Consider the following 18,917-nt stretch of genomic DNA (forward strand, 5'->3'; position numbering starts at 1 on the left):
TACTCACCGACAAACCCGATGGGTGATCGGCAAGGCGTGCCAAACGTGCTGATCCATCTGCGAAATCTGCGGATCAACTGATTTTTCTGGGTTTATTGCAGCTTTTTCAGGTATGGCACATAGGCCATGTCGGTCCTGGTGATGTGCCTGGTCAGCCAGTCGGTCAGGAATTCCACGGTATCCCGCGAAATGTCCTGACCGATCGATTTGAGCTGGAGTTCATTCAGCCGGGCGCAAAACTTTGCATGTTCCGCCGAGTGTTCGGCCAGACCGGGATATCCCGACGCCTTCATCAGCGCTTCTTCCGCCGCGAAGTGCGCCCGCGTGTAGTGTTTCAGCCGGGTCAGCGAATACACGCCGAACAGCGTACGCTCATCGTCGGCGGCGCTTTGCAGTTCCGCGAGCCACTGGTAAATCTCCTTGTGCTGCTCGTCGAGCAGCGCAACGCCGGTGCTGAGGGCTGGGGTCCATTCGATCATGGCAAAGATGGTAGCACCTTGCGGACTTCCGCAGGCACGCCAAATACATAATTTGGCTGGTGAAGTCGCGGCTCCGGTGCATACTGGCGCCTGCGTCGTGGCTAAATTGAGGAGATGAGCATGCGTATCGGTGTTCCCGCCGAAATCAAGTCCGGGGAGTTCCGCGTCGGTCTGGTTCCCGCGGCGGTGCGGGAGTTGTGCGCCGCCGGCCATGATGTCATGGTGCAGTCCGGCGCCGGCTCGCGCATCGGCTTCGGCGATGCCGGCTATCTGGCTGCCGGCGCGCGCATCGCCGCCAGCGCCGCCGAGGCCTGGGATGCCGAATTGGTGGTCAAGGTGAAGGAGCCGCAGGCGGCCGAGTTCGCCTTCCTGAAAGCGGAGCAGTTGCTGTTCACCTACCTGCACCTCGCCCCGGATTTGCGGCAGGCGGAGGCCCTGCTGCGGGCCGGCTGCATCGCCATTGCCTACGAAACGGTCACCGACGGGGAAGGGCGCCTGCCGCTGCTGGCGCCGATGTCGGCGGTGGCCGGGCGCATGGCGGTACAGGCCGGCGCGCATTTCCTCGAAAAGCCCCATGGCGGGCGCGGCGTGCTGCTGGGCGGGGTTCCCGGCGTGGCGCCGGGGCGGGTCACCGTGCTCGGTGCCGGCACCGTCGGCGCCCATGCGGTACGCATCGCCGCGGGAGTCGGCGCCCAGGTGACGGCGATCGACCGCAACATCAAGCGGCTTGACATGCTTGATCGGGAATATCAGGGGCGGGTGCGGACGCTGATGGCGGGCACGGCCGCCATCGAGGAATCGGTCTGCCGCGCCGACCTGGTCATCGGCGCGGTGTTGCGGCCGGGCGGCGTCGCACCGAAGCTGATCGATCGCGCCCTGCTGAAGAAGATGCAAGGCGGCGCGGTGATTGTCGACGTGGCCATCGACCAGGGCGGCTGCTGCGAAACCTCGCGCCCGACCACGCATGCCGATCCGGTGTTCGTCGAGGAGGGCGTGGTGCACTACTGCGTCGCCAACATGCCCGGCGCCGTGCCGCTGACCTCGACCCTGGCGCTGGGCAACGCGACCCTGCCCTACATCCTCGCGCTGGCCGGCAAGGGCTGGAAGCAGGCGCTGCGCGACGATCCGGGCTTCGCCGCCGGGCTCAATGCCTGCGCCGGGCAAATCACCCATCCGGCCGTGGCGGCAGCGCTTGGCATGACCTGCGCACCGCGGACGGATGTTCTTCGCGCCTGAAATGCCGGACGCTCACGACAACCTTCACTTGTGCGATCAAGCCGTCAAGACGTGATCGGAATACGGTCGCGCATCTTTTTGCGGACTGTAGGACAATGTCGCCAGGGAAAACCGGGGATCAAGAAATGTCCAAGTTGATGATAGAAGACAAGGATCAGTTCCATGCGTTTCTTGCTGCTCAGCCATTATGCAAATGGGTAGCGCAAAAGAAGCAGGAAATTGCCGCGGGAATGCATGAAGAACGAGGCAGGACTGTCATCCATCCTCATCCAAAGGATGACAACGCGGATCTGGCCGCGGCGCTGTCGTCGATGGCTTGAGGGGTGATGCGGATCGCGATCTTCCGCTACTCCGTGTCGCCGAGCGCCTGGCTTGCCCATACAAGGGCTTCGGCAGCCGCCGCGGTGTAGGCGGCGTCGGCGAGTTCGCAGCGCGCGAGTGCCTGCGCCATCTGCTCCGGAAGCGCCGCGGCATCTGCTTCGCCCAGGATCGCCAATGCCAGCGCGTCGGCGTGGGCGCCGGGTTTGCCAAGCAGGGCCTCGCGCACGGCGTCGGGCAGGGTGGCCTTTTCGAGCAGTTCTTGCAGGGGCAGGCCCAGCGCCACGTCGAGCAGGGAAAACAATCCGATGAGGAACAGATGGTCGGGGGCTTTGGGAATGCGCCCCTTGCCGGCAAGCAGTTCGAGGGTGCGGCCGCGGGCCAGCGCGCGTTCGGCCAGTGCGCGTTCGTGGTAGGTGGGGTTGGCAAAGTCGAAGAGCAGCAGCGACAGCCAGCGATAGAACTTTTCGCGGCCGATCAGCACCAGCGCCTGGGTCAGGCTGTCGATCGGCTGCTGCAGGCCCATTGCGGGCGAATTGAGATAGCGCAGCAGCTTGTAGGTCAGCGTCGGTTCGTTCTTGAGCCGGTCGGCGATCAGGGCGAAGCTCTGGTCGCTGCGTACCATGTTCAGGATGGGCAGCACGACGATGCGATTGATGCCGCCGCCGGCGGGACGCAGGCTTTCGCGGCTGTTGATGAAGGGCCCCTGGAAAAACTCGAAGCCGCATTTGTCGCAGAACTGGAAGTCGTCATGGCTTTGCACGTCGCGCGCGACCAGCCGGGGCGATAGTGCCGCGGCAGTTTTTTTCTTCTTGAATTCGGCGGTCAGTGATTTCAGGTCGATGCCGTCGAAGGCCGTGACGTCGATCTGGATGAAATCCAGTCCGTCCATTGCCGGGCGGGCGGCGTCGGCGGCATCGTGAACCCTCAAGCCGCAGGCGAAGCCTTTCTGCTTGAGTTCGGCCAGCCGCGCCGCAATGTGTTCCGAATCGATTGCCTGCTCGGTGGTTTCGAGGATCAGCACGGTGTTTTGCGGCGGAAGCTGGTCGATCAGGCGATTGTCCAGCGACTCGGCCGAGAGATTGACGAAGGCCAGCCGATGGCCGAGGAGCGAGGTGGCGCCGGGGGCGGCCAGGCGGGTCAGGAGGGCGGCGTCATAGGTGCGCCTCGCCATTCCGCCGCGCCGATGCAGCCGGTCCCGCAAGGTGGTCAGCAGCGAGAATTCGTAGCCGGCGATTTTTTCGGAATGATCGAGTACGGCATCCCGACGCACGAAGGAGTTCGGCGTGTCGTCCGGGTCGATGGGCGAGGCAGCGGCATTCGGGCCGGCGATGTCCCTGGAATTGCGCGACGCCTGTTCGCGCACGGTGGGCAGATCGTCCGAGGGCTTGGCGGACCCACCCACCAGGTGTCGCAGAAATCGAAGCATTGAGTGGCCGGAAAGTTGTCGAGGTCAGGAAGGGAAAATAACCGATATTTTTCTCATGCATGCCCTTGAAGCACAATCAACGATGCCGCGATGCTTCGCGCGCCCCGATTCGCCGTAGCGCCGGCGCCGACTCCCGGCACCGATGCGGCAATTAGTCGCAGCGTTCTTCGAACCAGCGCAGCTTGTCGCGCAGCGTAACCACTTCGCCGACGATGATCAGGGTCGGCGCGCGCAGGTTGGCGGCTTCGGCCAGGGCCGGCAGCGTGGTGAGCGTGCCGGTGATGGTGCGCTGGGTGGGCTGCGTGCCGTGCTGCACGATGGCGGCGGGCCAGTCGGCGGGGAGGCCGTGTTCCATCAGCTTGGCGCACAGGTGCGGCAGGCCCGACAGGCCCATGTAGATCACCACGGTCTGGCGGCGGCGGGCCAGTCCGGGCCAGTCCAGGTTCATGCTGCCGTCCTGGAGGTGGCCGGTGACGAAGACGCAGGCCTGGGCGTGGTTGCGATGGGTCAGCGGAATGCCGGCATAGGAGGCGACACCGGCGGCCGCGGTGATGCCGGGAACCACTTCGAAGTGGACGCCGTCGGCTTGCAGGGTTTCGACCTCTTCGCCGCCGCGGCCGAAAATGTAGGGGTCACCGCCCTTGAGGCGTACCACGCGCTTGCCGGTCTTGGCCAGGCGCACCAGCAGTTCGTTGATTTCTTCCTGGGGCAGCGAGTGGTTGCCGCGTTCCTTGCCGGCGTAGATGAGCTCGGCGTCGGCACGGGCGAGCTTCAGCACGGCCTTGGAGACGAGGTTGTCATAGACCAGGACATCGGCTTCGCCGATCAGTCGCGCGGCCTTGAGGGTCAGCAATTCGGGGTCGCCGGGACCGGCCCCGACCAGATAGACCCAGCCGGGTTGGGCAGGAGTAGGTTTCATAAAAAATCTCGGTTGAATCCGCAGATTGCGCAGATTACGCAGATTACCCAAAGAGAACAATGCGGAGACCAACGGCGATGGCCGTCCGCCAGGCGATACGACTTGGTCAGGTAGCACGCCGCCAAATCTGCGTCAATCTGCGAAATCTGCGAATCTAATTTTTTGCAGGTTAATGGACAGCGAATGCTACCTCAGCTTGGCGAGCTGATGCTTGATCAGGAACAACCGCCGCCGCAGCCTCCACAGCCTTGTTTTGACGCCGGCGCATTGCAGCCGCCGCGAAAGATGAACTGGAACTCGCCGGGTGCGACTTCGGCGAAATCCAGCGTGGTGTTCTCCAGCAGGGGCTGGCTGTGCGGCGAAATCAGGATCGGGACGCCGCCGGCGTCGACCACCAGGTCGTCTTCGCGCTCGTCGTCGAAGCCCATGCCATAGACCAGTTCGCCGTCGCTTTCGTCGATCTTGGCGGCGACGCGCAGCATGGGCTGGGGGCCGGCGTCGGGCTGTTCATCGGCGGCGCGGGCGATCTGCTCGGCGGCGGCGGGGGTCAGGGCGAACATGGGGTGGTTTCCTTATAGTCGTTGGTCATGCAGTCGCGGACGTGCTGGACGAATTTCGCCGGCCAGTCGCAACCGCTGGTGGCGCGCAGGTGGGTGTAGGAGGCGAGCAGCCGGTGGCGCAGGACGCCGTCGTGGTGGCCGTCGATGCCGTGGCCGCGCTTTACGGCATAGGCATAGCGGGTATCGGCCGGCAGGTCGTAGAGGTTCGAATAGTGGAACTCGTGGGCGCGCAGCGATGGCGTGCCGTCGCTGCCAGCGCCGCGCCATGGGTGGTTGGCGTTGGGTTCGAGGATCACGTAGCCGCGGCCGACGGGCTTGTCGTGCATGCGGATGTCGCCGGGGATCACGCCGACCATTTCGGCGCTGCGACCCTTCCAGTGGATGCTGCGCGCCAGGTACATGAGGCCGCCGCATTCGGCGTAGGCCGGCAGGCCGCCCTCGATGGCGCGCCGGACGTCGGCGCGCAGTGCGGTGTTGGCCTCCAGTTGATCGAGAAAGCACTCGGGAAAGCCGCCGCCGATCAGCAGGCCGTCGCAGGGCGGCAGCTTGGTATCGTGCAGGGTATCGAAGAACACGGTTTGCGCGCCGGCGGCCGTCAGCGCGGCGAGGTCGTCGGCGTAGTAGAAGCCGAAGGCGGCGTCGCGGGCGACGGCGATGCGCACAGGTTTTTCGTGGCTGCGCGGCTGCGCCGCGGGCGGCGCGAGGGCGGCGTCGGTCCGGCTGATTTCCAGCAGGCGATTCAGATCGACTTGCGCGGCGATGCGTGCGCCGATCGCGGCGATGTGCCTTTCGGCTTCGGCGGTTTCGTTTACCGGCATCAGGCCCAGGTGGCGCTCGACCAGCGCCAGTTCGGGGTCTTCCTGCACCGCGCCGAGCACCGGGACATCGGTGTAATGCTCGATCACGGCGCGCAGCTTGGCTTCGTGGCGGCGCCCGCCGAGGCGGTTGAGGATCACGCCGGCGATGCGGATGTTGCGGTCGAAGGCCTGGTGGCCGAGGATCAGCGGGGCGATGCCGCGTGTCATGCCGCGCGCGTCGAGCACCAGCACCACCGGCAGGTCGAGCAGGCGGGCGAGCGCCGCATTGCTGTTCGAGCCGTCGAGGTCGAGCCCGTCGTAGAGGCCCTTGTTGCCTTCGATCAGGCAGATTTCGGCGTCATGGCCGTGGCGGGCGAACTGGGCTTGCAGTTCGCTGTCGGGCGAGAGGAAAAAGTCGAGGTTGTAGCAGGGGCGCCCGGCGGCGACCGAGAGCCACAGCGGATCGATGTAGTCGGGCCCTTTCTTGAAGGGCTGCACGGTGCGTGCCGGCTGGCCGTGCTTGCCGGAACTCAGCGCCGCCGCGAGTCCGATGCTGATGGTGGTCTTGCCCGAGGACTTGTGCGCGGCAGAGATCAGGAAGCGATGCATGGGGGGGATGGTAAAACCCAAACCTTACCGCGGAGGCGCAGAGGCGCAGAGAAAGGCGACGCAGAGGAAAAGCAAATGCCTTGGACTTTCTCTGCGCATCCTCAGCGCCTCCGCGCCTCTGCGGTTAAGCCTTTTCACCGCATTTCAGTCGCTGCCGGCGGCTTCGAGTTCGGCGATGTCGTCTTGCGGCAGGAAATGCAGCACGCGCACGCCGACGGTGGTCATCGTGAAGGCGATGCCGAGGCCGCCGATTGCCAGGAGGAATTCGGGCAGGCTGGCCGCGTAATGATCGACCGCGCCATCCATGAAGCTGCTCTTGACGTCGTAACCGGGGAAGATGTCGAGCGGAAAGGCCTGGCCGCCGATGATGAAGACATAGAGCTGGAAGTAGGCGCCGACGATCACCAGCAGGGCGGCGACGTTGACCCAGAGCACCCGCGAGCCGGTGGCCGGCAGATACAGAAGGGCCAGCGGCAGCAGGGTGCCGATCAGGATCTGGCCGACCCAGAACATGCTGGCGAACTCGCTGTTGAACAGGATGAAATGTTCGAAGGCGATGTTCTTCGCGAAATAGGCATTGACCAGGTGCAGCACGATGGTGAAGTACAGCACGGCGGCGATGAAGGTGCCCAGCAGGTTCTTCATGCGGCGCAGGATCAGCGGCGGCAGCGTCAGGTTGTTCCAGGCGTACATGGTCGACTGCACGACGAGGAAGACGGCCAGACCCCAGGCAAAGGACATGATGATGAACATCGGCGCCAATAGCGCCGTGCCGTAGGCCTGCCGCGCGACGAGGAAGGCGAAGATGGAGCCGGTGCCGCTGGTCAGGATCACGCGCCAGACGAAGGTCGCGAAGCCCGCGATCTTGGTGTAGGGGTTCATGCGCCGTTCCATCATGGTCCACAGATAGACCGCGACGAAGGCGTAGAAGACCGGATAGAGGATCACGTTCCAGCCGAATACCGAGGTCGGATTGAAGTGCGTCGCCGCCACCATCAGCCGGTCGGCGCGGCCGAGGTCGAGCATGATCACCGCCAGGCCGCCGCTGATCATGGCCAGCGCCAGCAGGCCGGAGAGCGGTGCGCGCGACTTGTAGAGCACGCGGCCGAAGACCGAGCCCATCGAGGCGACGTTGAGTACGCCCGAGGCGGCGATGATCAGGAAGATCGCGAAGACATGCGGCAGGCCCCAGACGATCTGGTTGTTCATGCCGGTAACGACATGGCCGGTGTGTTCCATGTAGAGCGCGGCGGCGACGCCGATGGCCGATACCGCGCCGCCGATGGCGGCCAGCAGGTAGAAGAGACCTTCTTCGTGGCGGGGGTTGAGGGTAGCCATGTTAGATGCCCTGGTAACGGACGCCTTGATTCAGGCGCAGGTCGCTGCGAACTTGCGTGGTCGGCACGCTGGCGATGCGTTTGGCAATCGCGCTGGCGGGATCGTTGAGGTCGCCGAACAGCATCGCGCCCTCGGGGCAGGATTCGACACAGGCCGGCTGCTGGCCCTTGTCCACGCGATGCACGCAGAGCGTGCAGGATTCGACGCAGCCCTGGCCGCGCGGCACTTCGGGGTTCTGTTCGGTCAGCGGCGCATGGACGAAGGAGCGTGCCTTGTAGGGGCAGGCCATCATGCAGTAGCGGCAGCCGATGCAGGTGTGGCGATCGACCAGCACGATGCCGTCGGCGCGCTTCATCGAGGCGCCGGTGGGGCAGACATCGACGCAGGGCGGGTTGGCGCAGTGCTGGCACATCATCGGCAGCTCGGTTTTCTTGCCGTTGCGCCGATCGGTGAGTTCGATCTTGCGGATCCATTGCGAGTTCTGGCGCGGATCGGGCAGCTTCTCGCTGACGCCGTTTTCGGTGTGGCAGGCGTCGATGCACTTGGTGCAGCCGGGCGCGCATCGGGTGGCGTCGATCAGCAGGCCCCAGCGCACGGCGGGCGAGGCGGCGGTGCCGGCCTTGCGGGCTTCGGTCGCGGCGTTTGCCGCATTGGCGTCACTCGCGACGGCCATCAGGTGCAGGCCGGGGGCGATCACCGTGAAGCCGAGGCCGGCGACACCGGCACCGGCGGCGGCGATGAAGGCACGGCGCGGATTGCTGTCGGGGGTTTGCGGGGCCGTCATGGTTTCACTCCGGTTGCCTTGAAGCCGGCCTTGGGCTGGTGGCAATCCCAGCAGTCGAGCTTCACCGCGGCATAGCTGTGGCAGCTCTGGCAGAAGTTTTCATTGCCGCCCAGCACCGAGCCGGTCTTCTTGCTGGCGTGGCACTCGATGCAGGCGTTGAGCGAGGCCGGCTCGCCGCGGATGCCCTGGCGCAGGGTACGGTCGCGCTGGTGCTTGAGCATTTCCATGTGGTTGCGGCGCATTTCCTCGGCCGGTGCCACGCACTTGCCGGGATTGGCGATCTCGATCACCGGCTTCGCGGTGCGCGCGCCGTCGCCGGCAAGAGTCGGCGCTGGCGAGACGGCGATTGCGGCAAGGACGAAAAGACAGAGTCTCACCGCAGAGGCGCAGAGGCGCAGAGAAAGGCGACGCAGAGGAAAAGCAAAGGCGCTTGCATTTCTCTGCGCATCCTCTGCGCCTCTGCGCCTCTGCGGTAAGGGTTTGAGGCTCACTCACCCAATCCCATCTGGATGTAGCCGGTGGGGCAGACGTCGGCGCAGATGTGGCAACCGATGCACTTGTCGTAGTCGGTGGCGACGTAGCGGCCGGTCATGGTCTCGGTCTTCTTGACCTTGTAGACGGCGGTCTGCGGGCAATACACGACGCAGTTGTCGCACTCGAAACACTGGCCGCAGCTCATGCAGCGCTTGGCTTCGGCGATCACCTGCGCTTCGGTCAGCGGGTCGAGGCGCTCGTCGAAGTTGCCCAGCGCCGATTCCTTCGTCAGGTGCGTGATGTGGCGCTTGTTGCGGTCCGTGTATTGGAAGTGGCCGAGGAACAGCTGGTCGTGCGGAATGACGTAGCGGTCGGAACGGTTCTCGTAGTTGTGCACGGCGTTCTTGTCGTCGCAGGTGCCGCGCAGCGGCTCCTTGATTTCGCCCAGCGTCACGCCCTTCTCGACGTACTTGCGCATCAGGTCGAAGGAATGTACGTCGATCTTGGGACGGCGACCGGGTTCGACGCCGGCCAGGAACTGGTCGATGCCGTCGGCGGCAATCGCGCCGTGGCCGACCGCGGTGGTCAGCAGGTGGGGACGGATCACGTCGCCGCCGGCGAAGACGCCGGGCTTGCCGGTGACCTGGTAGTTCTTGTCGGCGGCAACCATGCCCTTGCCGGAATTGAATTCCTCGATGCCGGTGAAATCGACGGCCTGGCCGATGGCGGAGACGATCAGGTCGGCCGGCAGTTCCTTTTCGGTGCCGTCGATTTTCTTGATGTCGAGGCGGCCGGAAACCATCTTGGCTTCGCATTGCATGACGCGCAGCGCCGTGGCGCGGCCGTCCGGACCCTTGACCACGCCGATCGGCATCCAGCCGCCCATGATGGTGATGCCTTCGGCCTGGGCGTGCTCGATTTCGGGCTTGCTGGCGGTCATGTAGACGGAGGTCAGGGTGACTTCGGCACCCTGGCGCAGGGAGACGTCGGCCACGTCCTGGGCCATCTGGCCGGCGATCGCGCCTTCCCAGTCGGTGGGCTTGGCCTGGGTGATGTGGCCGAGGCGACGCGCGACGGTGGCGACGTCCATCGAGGTGTCGCCGCCGCCCACCACCACCACGCGGCGGCCGACGGTCTTCAGGCGGCCGTCGTTGAAGGCCTTGAGGAATGCGGTGGCGGTAACGACGTTGGATGCGGAATTGGCTTCGGCGTCGCCCGGGATGGGCAGGGCGCGGCCGGCCTGGGCGCCGAGGCCGAGGAAGATCGCGTCGAAACTCTCGCGCAGTTGTTCCATGCTGACGTGCGTGCCGATGCGCGTCTTCAGATGCACTTCGACGCCGAGGTCGAGGATGCGCTGGATTTCGGCGTCGAGCGTGTCGCGCGGCGTGCGGTAGCCGGGGATGCCGTAGCGCATCATGCCGCCGAGGAATTCATGCTCGTCGAAAATGGTGCAGCTGTGGCCCTTCATGGTCAGATGGTAGGCGGCGGAGAGGCCGGCCGGACCGCCGCCGATGATGGCGACCTTCTTGCCGGTCCTGGTTTCCGGCGCCTTGAATTTGAGGTTGTTCTGGATCGCCCAGTCGCCGAGGTAATGCTCGACCGAGTTGATGCCGACATGGTCTTCGACCTGGTTGCGGTTGCAGCCGGTTTCGCAGGGGGCGGGGCAGACGCGGCCCATCACGGAAGGCAGCGGATTGGCTTCGGTCAGGCGACGCCAGGCGTATTCCTGCCAGCTCATCGGCTTGCCGTCGGCGCCCATGACGCCCGCGGGCGGCTTTTCGATGCCACGCACGATATTCAGATAGCCGCGAATGTCCTCGCCGGCCGGGCAGGAACCCTGGCAGGGCGGGGTCGACTGGACGTAGGTCGGACACTTGTAGGAGTAGCTGGCCTGGAAAATCTTTTCCTGCCAGCGTTTGACCTTGGTGTCGCCTTCCTTGTAACGGCGGAAGGTCAGCTTTTCGGTGGTGGTTTCAGGCGTGGCGGACATGAGAGGTCTCCATTGATATCTTGTTCGTCATTGCTCGTTGTTGAGCACGATCGCGGTACTGACCAGTTGGTGCACACCGCCGACCATGCTCATCTTGAAGCCGTAGTAGGGCAGCACCTTGGTAAATTGGGCCTTGCAGATGGCGCAGATGGTGGCCATGAAATTGACGCCGTTGTCCTGCACGATCCGGTTCAGCGCTTCCATGCGCGGCAGCGCGCCCTTGACCCGCAGGTCGAGCAGCTCGTCGGTCAAGAGGCCGCCGCCGCCACCGCAGCAGAAGGTCTTTTCGCGCGTGGTGGCTTCCGACATGTCGACGTAGTGGTTGGCCACGGCTCGGATGATGTTGCGCGGAATGTCGAACTGGCCGCCGGCGTAGTCGCCCATGCGCGAGCCGCGGGCGACGTTGCAGGAATCGTGGAAGGTGATGATGCGGTGATCGTTGGCTTCCTTGTTGAACTTGAGGCGCCCGGCCTGGATCAGGTCCCAGGTCACTTCGCAGATGTGCGAAGGCTGCTTGTAGTTCGGGTCGAGCTGCTTTTGCAACTGGATGGCGAAGGGGTCGTTGGCGCCGGCGCCAATGCCGGTCAGGGTGTTCCAGAAGGCGTAGGCGACGCGCCAGGCGTGGCCGCACTCGCCGACCACGATGCGCTTGACGCCGAGTTCCAGCGCGGCTTCGCGCACGCGCATGGCGATCTTCTGCATCTGCTCGTAGTTGCCGATGAACATGCCGAAGTTGCCGGCTTCCGAAGCCTTGGAGGATAGCGTCCAGGAAATGCCGGCGGCGTGGAACACCTTGCCGTAGCCGATCAGGCTATCGACGTGCGGCTCGGCGAAGAAGTCGGCCGAGGGCGTGACCAGCAGCACTTCAGCGCCCTTGACGTCGAGCGGATACTTGACCGCGGCGCCGGTGTCTTCCAGTACGTCCTCTTCCAAACCTTCCAGCGTGTTTTCCAGCGCCGGGCCGGGCAGGCCGAGGTTGTTGCCGATCTTGTGCACCTTGCCGATGATCTCGTTCACATACTTGTGGCCGAGACCCACGCTGTGCATGATTTCCTTGGCCGCCATGGTGACTTCGGCGGTATCGATGCCGTAGGGGCAGAACACCGAGCAGCGGCGGCACTCGGAACACTGGTTGTAGTAGCGGAACCAGTCGTCGAGCACGTCCTTGGTCATGTCGCGCGCGCCGACCAGTTTCGGGAACAGCTTGCCGGGCAGGGTGTAATAGCGGCGATACACCGAGCGCATCAGGTCTTGTCTCGCCACCGGCATGTTCTTCGGGTCGCCGGTGCCGATGAAATAGTGGCACTTGTCGGTGCAGGCGCCGCAATGCACGCAGGCGTCCATGTACACCTTGAGCGAGCGGTACTTGCCGAGCAGTTCGCCCATCTTGGCGACGGCCTTCTGCTCCCAGCCATCGACCAGGGTGCCGGGGAAGCCGACCGACTCGTTATGCACCGCGGCGGCGACATAGGGATTGGACTCGACCATGGCGTCGACCTGCAAGGCCGGGATGGTCGGATACTCGCGGAAGGCGGGAGCGACGACCTTGGCCTTTTCAGCCGGTTTGGCCGCCGGTGCGGGAGTCGGCGCTGGCGCTACGGCGACTGGGGTAGTTTCGTCGGCCATGATCAGTTCTTCGCCTCGAATTTGGCGGCCCAGGGCGCCAGGTGGCGCGTCTCGCGCGGGTTGTCGACCTGGTTGCGGGTCGGCGAGAAGAATACGCCGGGCGCATGCAGCAGCTTGCTGACCGGGAAGATGATCATCAGCAGCACGACCATGCCCAGATGCAGGTAGAGGCCGGGATGCGAGGGCAGCGGATTGATTTCGAACACCATCAGGCCGAGGAAGAAGGTTTTCACGGCGACGATGTCGGTATGCATGACGAATTTCATCAGCAGGCCGGTGACGGCGATGCCGAGCAGCAGGGCCAGCATCAGGTGATCGGAGGGGGTCGAGATGTAGCGGATGCGCTCGACCAGGAAGCGTCGCGCCCAGAGCCCGGCGAGGCCGGCGGCCATGGCGAAGCCGGCATACATGCCGAAGGGCTGGATGAAGGCGATGATGAAATTCACCGGCTCGGTGAAATAGCGCAGGTGGCGCAGCAGCACCAGCGCCAGTCCGAGGTGGAAAGTCCAGCCCAGTGCCCAGATCCACAGGTTGGACTTGAACAGGCTTTCGAAAAACACCACTTCGCGGAACATGCGGAAGGCGACGCCGCCGCTCGTGGTCGGTGCCGGGGTGGTGGGAATCTTCAGTGGCGCCGGCGTGCGTGCGTAGTCGTAGATCCTGTAGGCGATACCGCCCACCAGGATCAGCGTGGCAACGTAGAACAACAGGGCGAAGAGAAGATTCATCGGTCGGGGAATACTCGGGTCAATATCTGCGGGCGAGAAAGGAAAGATCGGGAAAAGCGGCGCCGGACGGCACAAGGAGGACCAACAGCCGGCGCCTACCCCAATCAGTCGTTTTTCGGTTCGCTGCTTCCCTTAGACGCAGCCGGTCGGCTTCGGCAGGCCGGCGATCTTGCATGCCTGCTTGGCGGGGCCGTAGGGGAACAGGTCGTAGAGGTACTGGCTGGTGCCCTTTTCCGGGCCGAGCTTCTTGCCGATGGCCTTGGTCAGCACGCGCACGGCCGGGGCGATCTGGAATTCGTTGTAGTAGTCGCGCAGGAAGTTGATGACTTCCCAGTGCTGGTCGGTCATCGTGACGTTTTCGGTTTGCGCGAGGTAGCCGCCAACTTCTTCGTTCCATTCGGCGAGGTTGACCAGGTAGCCTTCTTCGTCGGTTTCGTAGGACTTGCCGTTGACTTCGATGCTGGACATGAGTGTCTCCTTGGTGAAGGGTGATGCGTGGGGTATGCGATGTCGGTTACAGCCGGATTGTTACAGCCACGATTGGCAGTTCTTGTGTTCCGCGACGAGGTCGACGAAGCCGCCGTAATCGACGGTGGTGACGCCGTCCATGACGCGGTCGCCCATGCCGCGCGCTTCGAGATCGGGCGCCAGGGCATAGACCTTGAAGCGCGACAGCGCGTCGCGCAGCTTGATTTCTGCCACGTTGCCCTTGGTGGCGGCATAGACGGCATCCTCGATCAGCAGGATGGCGCCGCCGTTGGCCACGCGCAGGCAGGACTCCAGCGTGTTGCGTTCGAGGGACGATTTATTGACGATGTGCAGCATTCTTTGTATCTCCCTTAGAAGCTGAGGACGACGTCCATCTCGTCCATCAGCTTGCCCAGATCGGCGCGCGACATGACGGTGACGTCGACCAGCAGGTCGTCTTCGGTGAGGCCGCGGGCGGCCAGGGCTTCCTCTTCGACGTAGAGCTTCTCGATGTCGTAGCCGTCCAGGGCGCGGTAGGTCGGCGAGAAGTTCTTGTTCTCGATGCCCTTGGTCTGCTGTCCCTTTTTCAGCTGGAATACGCCGTCGTCCATGAAGACGAGGCTGACGTCCTGGTCGAAGGCCGCCGTGATCAGCACCACTTCCAGCGATTCGAGCGCGTAGATGGTGCCGTAGGGGGCCTTGCGATTGACGAACATGAACTTCTTGATGGCGCCTTCGCTCATGTCAGTCTCCAAAAGTCACGAGGCGGTCGGCTTCGATGCCGGCTTCGACCAGCTGGCCGAGTCCGGAGATGCGAAAGCCGGCGGCCAGGTTTTCGTCGCGGATGCCGCGGCGTAGCGCCGCGGCAACGCAGACCACGAGGTCGAGCTTGTGGTCCTCGGCGAGCTTGGACCAGCGGGCGACGATGTTGCGGTCGTCCTGCGGCGGCTCGGTCAGCGATGAGGCGTTGTTCACGCCGTCGTTGTAGAAGAACACGCGACGGATCTCGTGGCCCTTCTCCAGCGCGGCCTTGCAGAACAGGTAAGCGGAATCGCTCGCCTGGTGCTGGTAAGGCCCTTCGTTGATGGTGACTGCAATTTTCATGAGCTGGTTTTCCTCGAAAGAGCTCAGAAGCGGATGTGGGCCGAGGCGTTCAGGTTGGTGCGGGAACCGCGCCAGTCGTCGATCAGGTACTTGGTGAAGGGCAGGCCGGTCTTTTCGAAGAAACGCGGCCAGCCGATGCGGTCGATCCAGTCGGCCATGCGCTCCCAGGGGCGGGCATCGGCCTTGTAGGCCTTGATGATGTCGCCCACGACCTTGTTGACCTCGGGCCAGCGCGGTGCATTGTTGGGCAGGCCGGATGCGACCATTTTCATGATCTGCGGCTTGCCGCGCGCGTTGGCGTTCTTGCCGCCAACCCAGATCGCCAGCTTGGAGTTCTCCGGGTCGTTGATCTGCATCGGCGGGCAGGGGGGATAGCAGGCGCCGCAGCACATGCATTTCTTCTCGTCGACTTCCAGCGTCGGCTTGCCATTGACCATGGCCGGGCGGATCGCCGCGACCGGGCAGCGGGCAACCACGGTGGGACGCTCGCAGACGTTGGCGACCATGTCGTGGTTGATCTTCGGCGGCTTGGTGTGCTGGATGATGACGGCGATGTCGGCCTGGCCGCCGCAGTTGATCTCGCAGCAGGAGGTCGACAGGTGCAGGCGGTTGGGCAGCTCTTCGTTCTTGAACTCGTGATAGAGCTCGTCCATCATCGACTTGACCACGCCGGAGGCGTCGGTGCCGGGGATGTCGCAATGCAGCCAGCCCTGGGTGTGGGCGACCATCGACATGGAGTTGCCGGTACCGCCGACGGGGAAGCCGTGCTTTTCGAGTTCGGCGATCAGCGGATCGACCTTCTTCTGGTCGGCGACGATGTACTCGATGTTGGAGCGGATGGTGAAGCGGACGAAGCCTTCGCCAAACTTGTCGCCGATGTCGCACAGCGTGCGGATGGTGTAGGTGTCCATCTGGCGCTGGGTGCCGGCGCGCACGGACCACACCTGGTCGCCGGAGTGGGCAACGTGGTGCAGGACGCCGGGACGCGGACGGTCGTGATACTTCCAGTTGCCCTTGTTCTTGAGCAGGGTGGGATGCATGAAGGGGGCGGCATCAGGTACGCCACTCTCGACTGCTCGACGCTGAGCTTGAGCCATGTTTGTCTCCGGAAATGTCGGTATTGATATCAGGGGTATGTAGTCGCAACCTGTCCCGGCGGGTTTGACACCGTCGGGCAGGGCTGCGGGACTTAGGCGGCGGCCTTCTTCGCGTTGATCTTGGCCACTTCGTCGTCCCAGCCGTCGGTGCGGACGTAGGGATTCATGCGCGGCTGGGTCACCATGTTGGCGTCGATTTCGAGACCGATGCCTTCGAGGAAGTTGACCAGGCCGATGCGCTCGATCATTTCGCCGGTACGCTCGTGCTCCAGCGCGTTTTCGGCGAAGAAGTCAATGGTGGTCTTGGCCAGTTCGACCAGCTTTTCGAAGTCCTCGTCGGTGTCGAGCTTCATGAAGGGAACCACCATGGTGCCCATCAGGCTGCCGATCTTGAGGTGGCTCTTGCCGCCGATCAGGATCGAAGCGCCCTTGTCCTTGCCGGGGGCCAGGGCGCCCGTCATGACATTGATGCAGTGCATGCAGCGGACGCAGTCCTTGTTGTCGATTTCGAGGCACTGGCTGTCGTTCAGGGCGACGGAGGAGATGTGGGCGTCCTTGCGCACGTCCTTGGCGTCCTTGATCTGCAGGGCCTTGGTCGGGCAGCGGGAGACGACATCATTGACCAGTTCGTTCATGCCGTGCTTGGCGAACCACTTCTTGCCCATTTCGGCGTCGGTGCGGATGTTGTCGCGCCAGGTGCCGATCACGGCCATGTCGGAGCGGTGGATGGCGTTCATGCAGTCGTTGCCGCAGCCGGAGAACTTGAACTTGAACTTGTAGGGCAGGGCCGGGCGGTGGATGTCGTCGAGGAAGGCGTTGATCACTTCCTTGTGCGCCTTGGCTTCGTCGTAGCAGGACTGCTCGCAGCGCGCGGCGCCGACGCAGGACATCGAGGTACGCACGGCCGGACCGGCGCCGCCCATGTCGAAGCCCATTTCGTTGATCTCGTCCCAGGCCTTCTGTACGTTTTCGGTGGTGCAGCCCTGCATCATGATGTCGCCGGACTGGCCGTGCAGCGCGATGAGGCCGGAACCGTGCTTGTCCCAGATGTCGCAGAACTTGCGCAGGGTATTGGTGTCGTAGTGCATGCCGGGGGGCGGCATGATGCGCAGGGTGTGGAATTCGGCGGCATCCTTGAAGACGGCCTCGCCCTTTTCATTCTTGATTTCGGTGAAGCGGGGGATGACGCCGCCGCCGTAGCCGATGACGCCGACCGTGCCGCCCTTCCAGTAGCCCTTGCGGGTCTGGTAGGAGTGCTCCAGGTGGCCCAGAACGTCGACCATGTAATCCTTGTCCTTGGCCAGGCGCTTCAAGCCGGTAACAAAGCTCGGCCAGGGGCCGCTTTCCAGTTGATCCAGATTCGGTGTTGGGTGCATGGGCTTGGCCATGTGGATTCTCCTCGTGGTCGGGGTAACTCGATGGAAGGATGGTATGAGTCTGTGCGGTGCACAAACCATACTCCCGGAAGGTAATTACACCTACCCAAAAGGGGTATAGGCTTGCACTCCCACGCGGTGATGGCTGTTGACCCGCCGCAGATGCGATAGTCCGCCCCCACAAAGAGGAAAATCCTTGGATACCGTTACCTCGCTCGACAAATTCCGCGTGCCGATCGGCAACCAGGAGATCGAACTGCAGCAGTTCGTCTTCGAATCCGGCGGCATGCCGCTGCTGCGTACGCGCATTCGCGAGGGCAGCCGCTTCACCATTTTCGACATCGATCCGGTCACCGCGGCGCGCTGGGGCAAGGTGCTCGGCGATTGGGCCGCGGCGCAGCCTGCCGAGACCGGCAAGGAAGGAGCGGCGACGTGAATTACGCCACGGATGAGGCTTCCACCGTGATGGCCGACGTGGTGTTTTCGCTCGAAGACGGCACCGTGGGCGATGACCATGTCTATGCCTTGTCCCTCGCGGTACGCCGCGCCTTGCCCTGGTTCGACGAAGAGCCGGAAGCCGGCATCCTGCCGCTGACGGGCCTGGCGCGCGGCAGCGATGGCAAGAGTTTCGTCGGTCGCCGCAGCCGGCTGGTCCTGCGCCTGCCGATACGCCGTGTCGCCAGCGCCGACTCTCTGGCCGGCGTCCGGCTCGATCTGGAGGACGCCACCTTGACCCTGGGCGCGAGCAGCGTGCGGCCGCTGCTTCCCGCGCGGGGCGTGGTGTATTCGCATTTCGTCAGCGTCGGCGCGGATGACGAGATGGAGTTCCTCGGGCGTTGCACCTCCTTGCTGGCGGAGCGCGGCCTGAAGCCGCAACTGATCACCGGCAAGGCACGCGAGCTGCACACCGCGGAAGGCGTGGTGCGCGGTTTCAGCCTGATGCTGCATGGCATGGGTGCCGCCGATTCCCTCGCCGTGCAGGAGGCCGGCCTCGGCGCGCATCGCGTGCTGGGATGCGGCCTGTTCATTCCACATAAATCGGTCGCCGCCGTCGGCGGCGATTGATCATCACATCACTAAAACCAAACGAGGAGATACCTCATGTCTGAACTTGCCACCGTGACGCTCGATGTCAGCGGCCTGCCCTGTCCGGCGCCGCTGCTGGGCGCGAAAAAGCTTATCGACGATCTGCAGCCCGGCCAGACGCTGCGCCTGATCTCCGACTGTCCGGGTACCGCCGACGACCTCTTCGCCTGGGCGAAAGTCACCGGCAACGTCGTGCTCGGCAGCCAGAAGCAGGCGGACGGCAAAACTGCTTACCTGATCCAGCGCGCCGGCAGCGCCAGCGCCACGCCGATGGCGCACGTGACGCTGGACATGCGTGGCGTGTCCTGTCCCGGCCCCATCGTGCAGGCCAAGAAGCTGCTCGACGGCATGAAGGCCGGCGAAGTGCTGCAACTGGTCAGCGATTGCCCCGGTTCGGCCGATGACATCACGTCCTGGGCCAGGGCCGGCGCGGCCGACCTGGTGTTTTCACATGAATCCGGACGCGGCGTGCACGAGTTTTATCTGCGCCGCAAATGAC

Annotated in this window: 21 protein-coding genes and 1 pseudogene; 5 read left to right on the forward strand and 17 right to left on the reverse strand. The window is 64.1% G+C overall.

Translation table 11 applies throughout. The features are described 5' to 3' along the window. Window positions 1–92: 92 nt before the first annotated feature. Window positions 93–479, reverse strand: a complete 387-nt coding sequence (locus tag SUTH_RS19605) for a bacteriohemerythrin (protein WP_052473393.1) — start codon at window positions 477–479, stop codon at window positions 93–95. A 120-nt stretch (window positions 480–599) separates the two neighbouring features. Between SUTH_RS19605 and ald the strand changes: the two genes are divergently transcribed. Together ald and SUTH_RS07095 are read left to right on the forward strand one after the other, a co-directional pair. Continuing rightward, entirely contained in the window at window positions 600–1,715 is a 1,116-nt protein-coding gene (gene ald, locus SUTH_RS07090) for an alanine dehydrogenase (protein ID WP_041101894.1), read from the forward strand. A 125-nt stretch (window positions 1,716–1,840) separates the two neighbouring features. After that, entirely contained in the window at window positions 1,841–2,035 is a 195-nt protein-coding gene (locus SUTH_RS07095; RefSeq protein ID WP_041098194.1) for a hypothetical protein, read from the forward strand. 26 nt (window positions 2,036–2,061) lie between these two features. Here the strand turns inward: SUTH_RS07095 and SUTH_RS07100 are convergent, their stop codons facing one another. From SUTH_RS07100 to dsrA, 16 genes and pseudogenes are all read right to left on the reverse strand, one after another. Continuing rightward, window positions 2,062–3,462 carry an EAL and HDOD domain-containing protein gene (locus SUTH_RS07100; protein ID WP_052473394.1) on the reverse strand — a complete coding sequence of 467 codons (1,401 nt, stop codon included), beginning with the start codon at window positions 3,460–3,462 and terminating at the stop codon, window positions 2,062–2,064. Between the two features lie 151 nt (window positions 3,463–3,613). After that, window positions 3,614–4,357: pseudogene (gene cobA / locus SUTH_RS07105) on the reverse strand (uroporphyrinogen-III C-methyltransferase); the annotation flags it as partial. Window positions 4,358–4,596: 239 nt separating this feature from the next. Further along, on the reverse strand, window positions 4,597–4,941 hold the full coding sequence (locus SUTH_RS07110) for a HesB/IscA family protein (RefSeq protein WP_041098198.1): 345 nt from the start codon (window positions 4,939–4,941) through the stop codon (window positions 4,597–4,599). Then, entirely contained in the window at window positions 4,929–6,347 is a 1,419-nt protein-coding gene (locus tag SUTH_RS07115; RefSeq protein ID WP_041098200.1) for a cobyrinate a,c-diamide synthase, read from the reverse strand. The genes SUTH_RS07110 and SUTH_RS07115 overlap by 13 nt, the downstream gene beginning before the upstream one ends. 144 nt (window positions 6,348–6,491) lie before the next feature. Next, complete coding sequence (gene nrfD, locus SUTH_RS07120; protein ID WP_041098202.1) at window positions 6,492–7,685, reverse strand: NrfD/PsrC family molybdoenzyme membrane anchor subunit; 1,194 nt, start codon at window positions 7,683–7,685, stop codon at window positions 6,492–6,494. 1 nt (window position 7,686) lies between these two features. After that, window positions 7,687–8,469 carry a sulfate reduction electron transfer complex DsrMKJOP subunit DsrO gene (gene dsrO, locus SUTH_RS07125; RefSeq protein WP_084207294.1) on the reverse strand — a complete coding sequence of 261 codons (783 nt, stop codon included), beginning with the start codon at window positions 8,467–8,469 and terminating at the stop codon, window positions 7,687–7,689. Then, complete coding sequence (locus SUTH_RS18355) at window positions 8,466–8,846, reverse strand: hypothetical protein (protein WP_052473396.1); 381 nt, start codon at window positions 8,844–8,846, stop codon at window positions 8,466–8,468. The genes dsrO and SUTH_RS18355 overlap by 4 nt, the downstream gene beginning before the upstream one ends. 110 nt (window positions 8,847–8,956) lie before the next feature. Then, complete coding sequence (locus tag SUTH_RS07135; protein ID WP_041098204.1) at window positions 8,957–10,933, reverse strand: NAD(P)-binding protein; 1,977 nt, start codon at window positions 10,931–10,933, stop codon at window positions 8,957–8,959. 27 nt (window positions 10,934–10,960) lie between these two features. Continuing rightward, window positions 10,961–12,559 (reverse strand): sulfate reduction electron transfer complex DsrMKJOP subunit DsrK, encoded by a 1,599-nt coding sequence (dsrK, locus tag SUTH_RS07140; protein ID WP_231851113.1) that lies wholly within the window; start codon window positions 12,557–12,559, stop codon window positions 10,961–10,963. Window positions 12,560–12,561: 2 nt separating this feature from the next. Next, entirely contained in the window at window positions 12,562–13,287 is a 726-nt protein-coding gene (locus SUTH_RS07145; protein ID WP_041098206.1) for a respiratory nitrate reductase subunit gamma, read from the reverse strand. Window positions 13,288–13,419: 132 nt separating this feature from the next. Next, window positions 13,420–13,755 carry a TusE/DsrC/DsvC family sulfur relay protein gene (locus SUTH_RS07150; RefSeq protein WP_041098208.1) on the reverse strand — a complete coding sequence of 112 codons (336 nt, stop codon included), beginning with the start codon at window positions 13,753–13,755 and terminating at the stop codon, window positions 13,420–13,422. Window positions 13,756–13,815: 60 nt separating this feature from the next. Then, window positions 13,816–14,112, reverse strand: coding sequence for a sulfurtransferase complex subunit TusB (gene tusB, locus SUTH_RS07155; RefSeq protein WP_041098210.1), 297 nt, complete (start codon window positions 14,110–14,112; stop codon window positions 13,816–13,818). 14 nt (window positions 14,113–14,126) lie between these two features. Beyond that, on the reverse strand, window positions 14,127–14,498 hold the full coding sequence (tusC, locus tag SUTH_RS07160) for a sulfurtransferase complex subunit TusC (RefSeq protein WP_041098212.1): 372 nt from the start codon (window positions 14,496–14,498) through the stop codon (window positions 14,127–14,129). A gap of 1 nt (window position 14,499) precedes the next feature. Next, window positions 14,500–14,859 carry a sulfurtransferase complex subunit TusD gene (gene tusD, locus SUTH_RS07165; RefSeq protein ID WP_041098214.1) on the reverse strand — a complete coding sequence of 120 codons (360 nt, stop codon included), beginning with the start codon at window positions 14,857–14,859 and terminating at the stop codon, window positions 14,500–14,502. Between the two features lie 23 nt (window positions 14,860–14,882). After that, window positions 14,883–15,956 (reverse strand): dissimilatory-type sulfite reductase subunit beta, encoded by a 1,074-nt coding sequence (dsrB, locus tag SUTH_RS07170; protein ID WP_041098216.1) that lies wholly within the window; start codon window positions 15,954–15,956, stop codon window positions 14,883–14,885. Window positions 15,957–16,048: 92 nt separating this feature from the next. Then, window positions 16,049–17,344 carry a dissimilatory-type sulfite reductase subunit alpha gene (gene dsrA / locus SUTH_RS07175; protein WP_041098218.1) on the reverse strand — a complete coding sequence of 432 codons (1,296 nt, stop codon included), beginning with the start codon at window positions 17,342–17,344 and terminating at the stop codon, window positions 16,049–16,051. 184 nt (window positions 17,345–17,528) lie between these two features. On the opposite strand from dsrA, the gene SUTH_RS07180 reads away from it, so the two are divergent. From SUTH_RS07180 to SUTH_RS18980, 3 genes are read left to right on the forward strand one after another with little or no spacing between them, the layout of a single operon-like run. Beyond that, entirely contained in the window at window positions 17,529–17,768 is a 240-nt protein-coding gene (locus SUTH_RS07180; protein ID WP_052473398.1) for a DUF6967 family protein, read from the forward strand. Continuing rightward, a complete protein-coding gene (gene cas6 / locus SUTH_RS07185; RefSeq protein WP_148312872.1) occupies window positions 17,765–18,397 on the forward strand; it encodes a type I-MYXAN CRISPR-associated protein Cas6/Cmx6 in 633 nt (210 codons plus the stop codon). Before SUTH_RS07180 ends, cas6 begins: the two co-directional genes overlap by 4 nt. Window positions 18,398–18,433: 36 nt before the next feature. After that, the gene (locus tag SUTH_RS18980; protein WP_052473401.1) at window positions 18,434–18,916 is read left to right on the forward strand and encodes a sulfurtransferase TusA family protein; all 483 of its coding nucleotides are present in this window, start codon (window positions 18,434–18,436) and stop codon (window positions 18,914–18,916) included. The last annotated feature ends 1 nt before the right edge of the window (window position 18,917 follow it).

Origin of the sequence: Sulfuritalea hydrogenivorans sk43H, from assembly GCF_000828635.1 — a bacterium.
GTDB lineage: Bacteria > Pseudomonadota > Gammaproteobacteria > Burkholderiales > Rhodocyclaceae > Sulfuritalea > Sulfuritalea hydrogenivorans.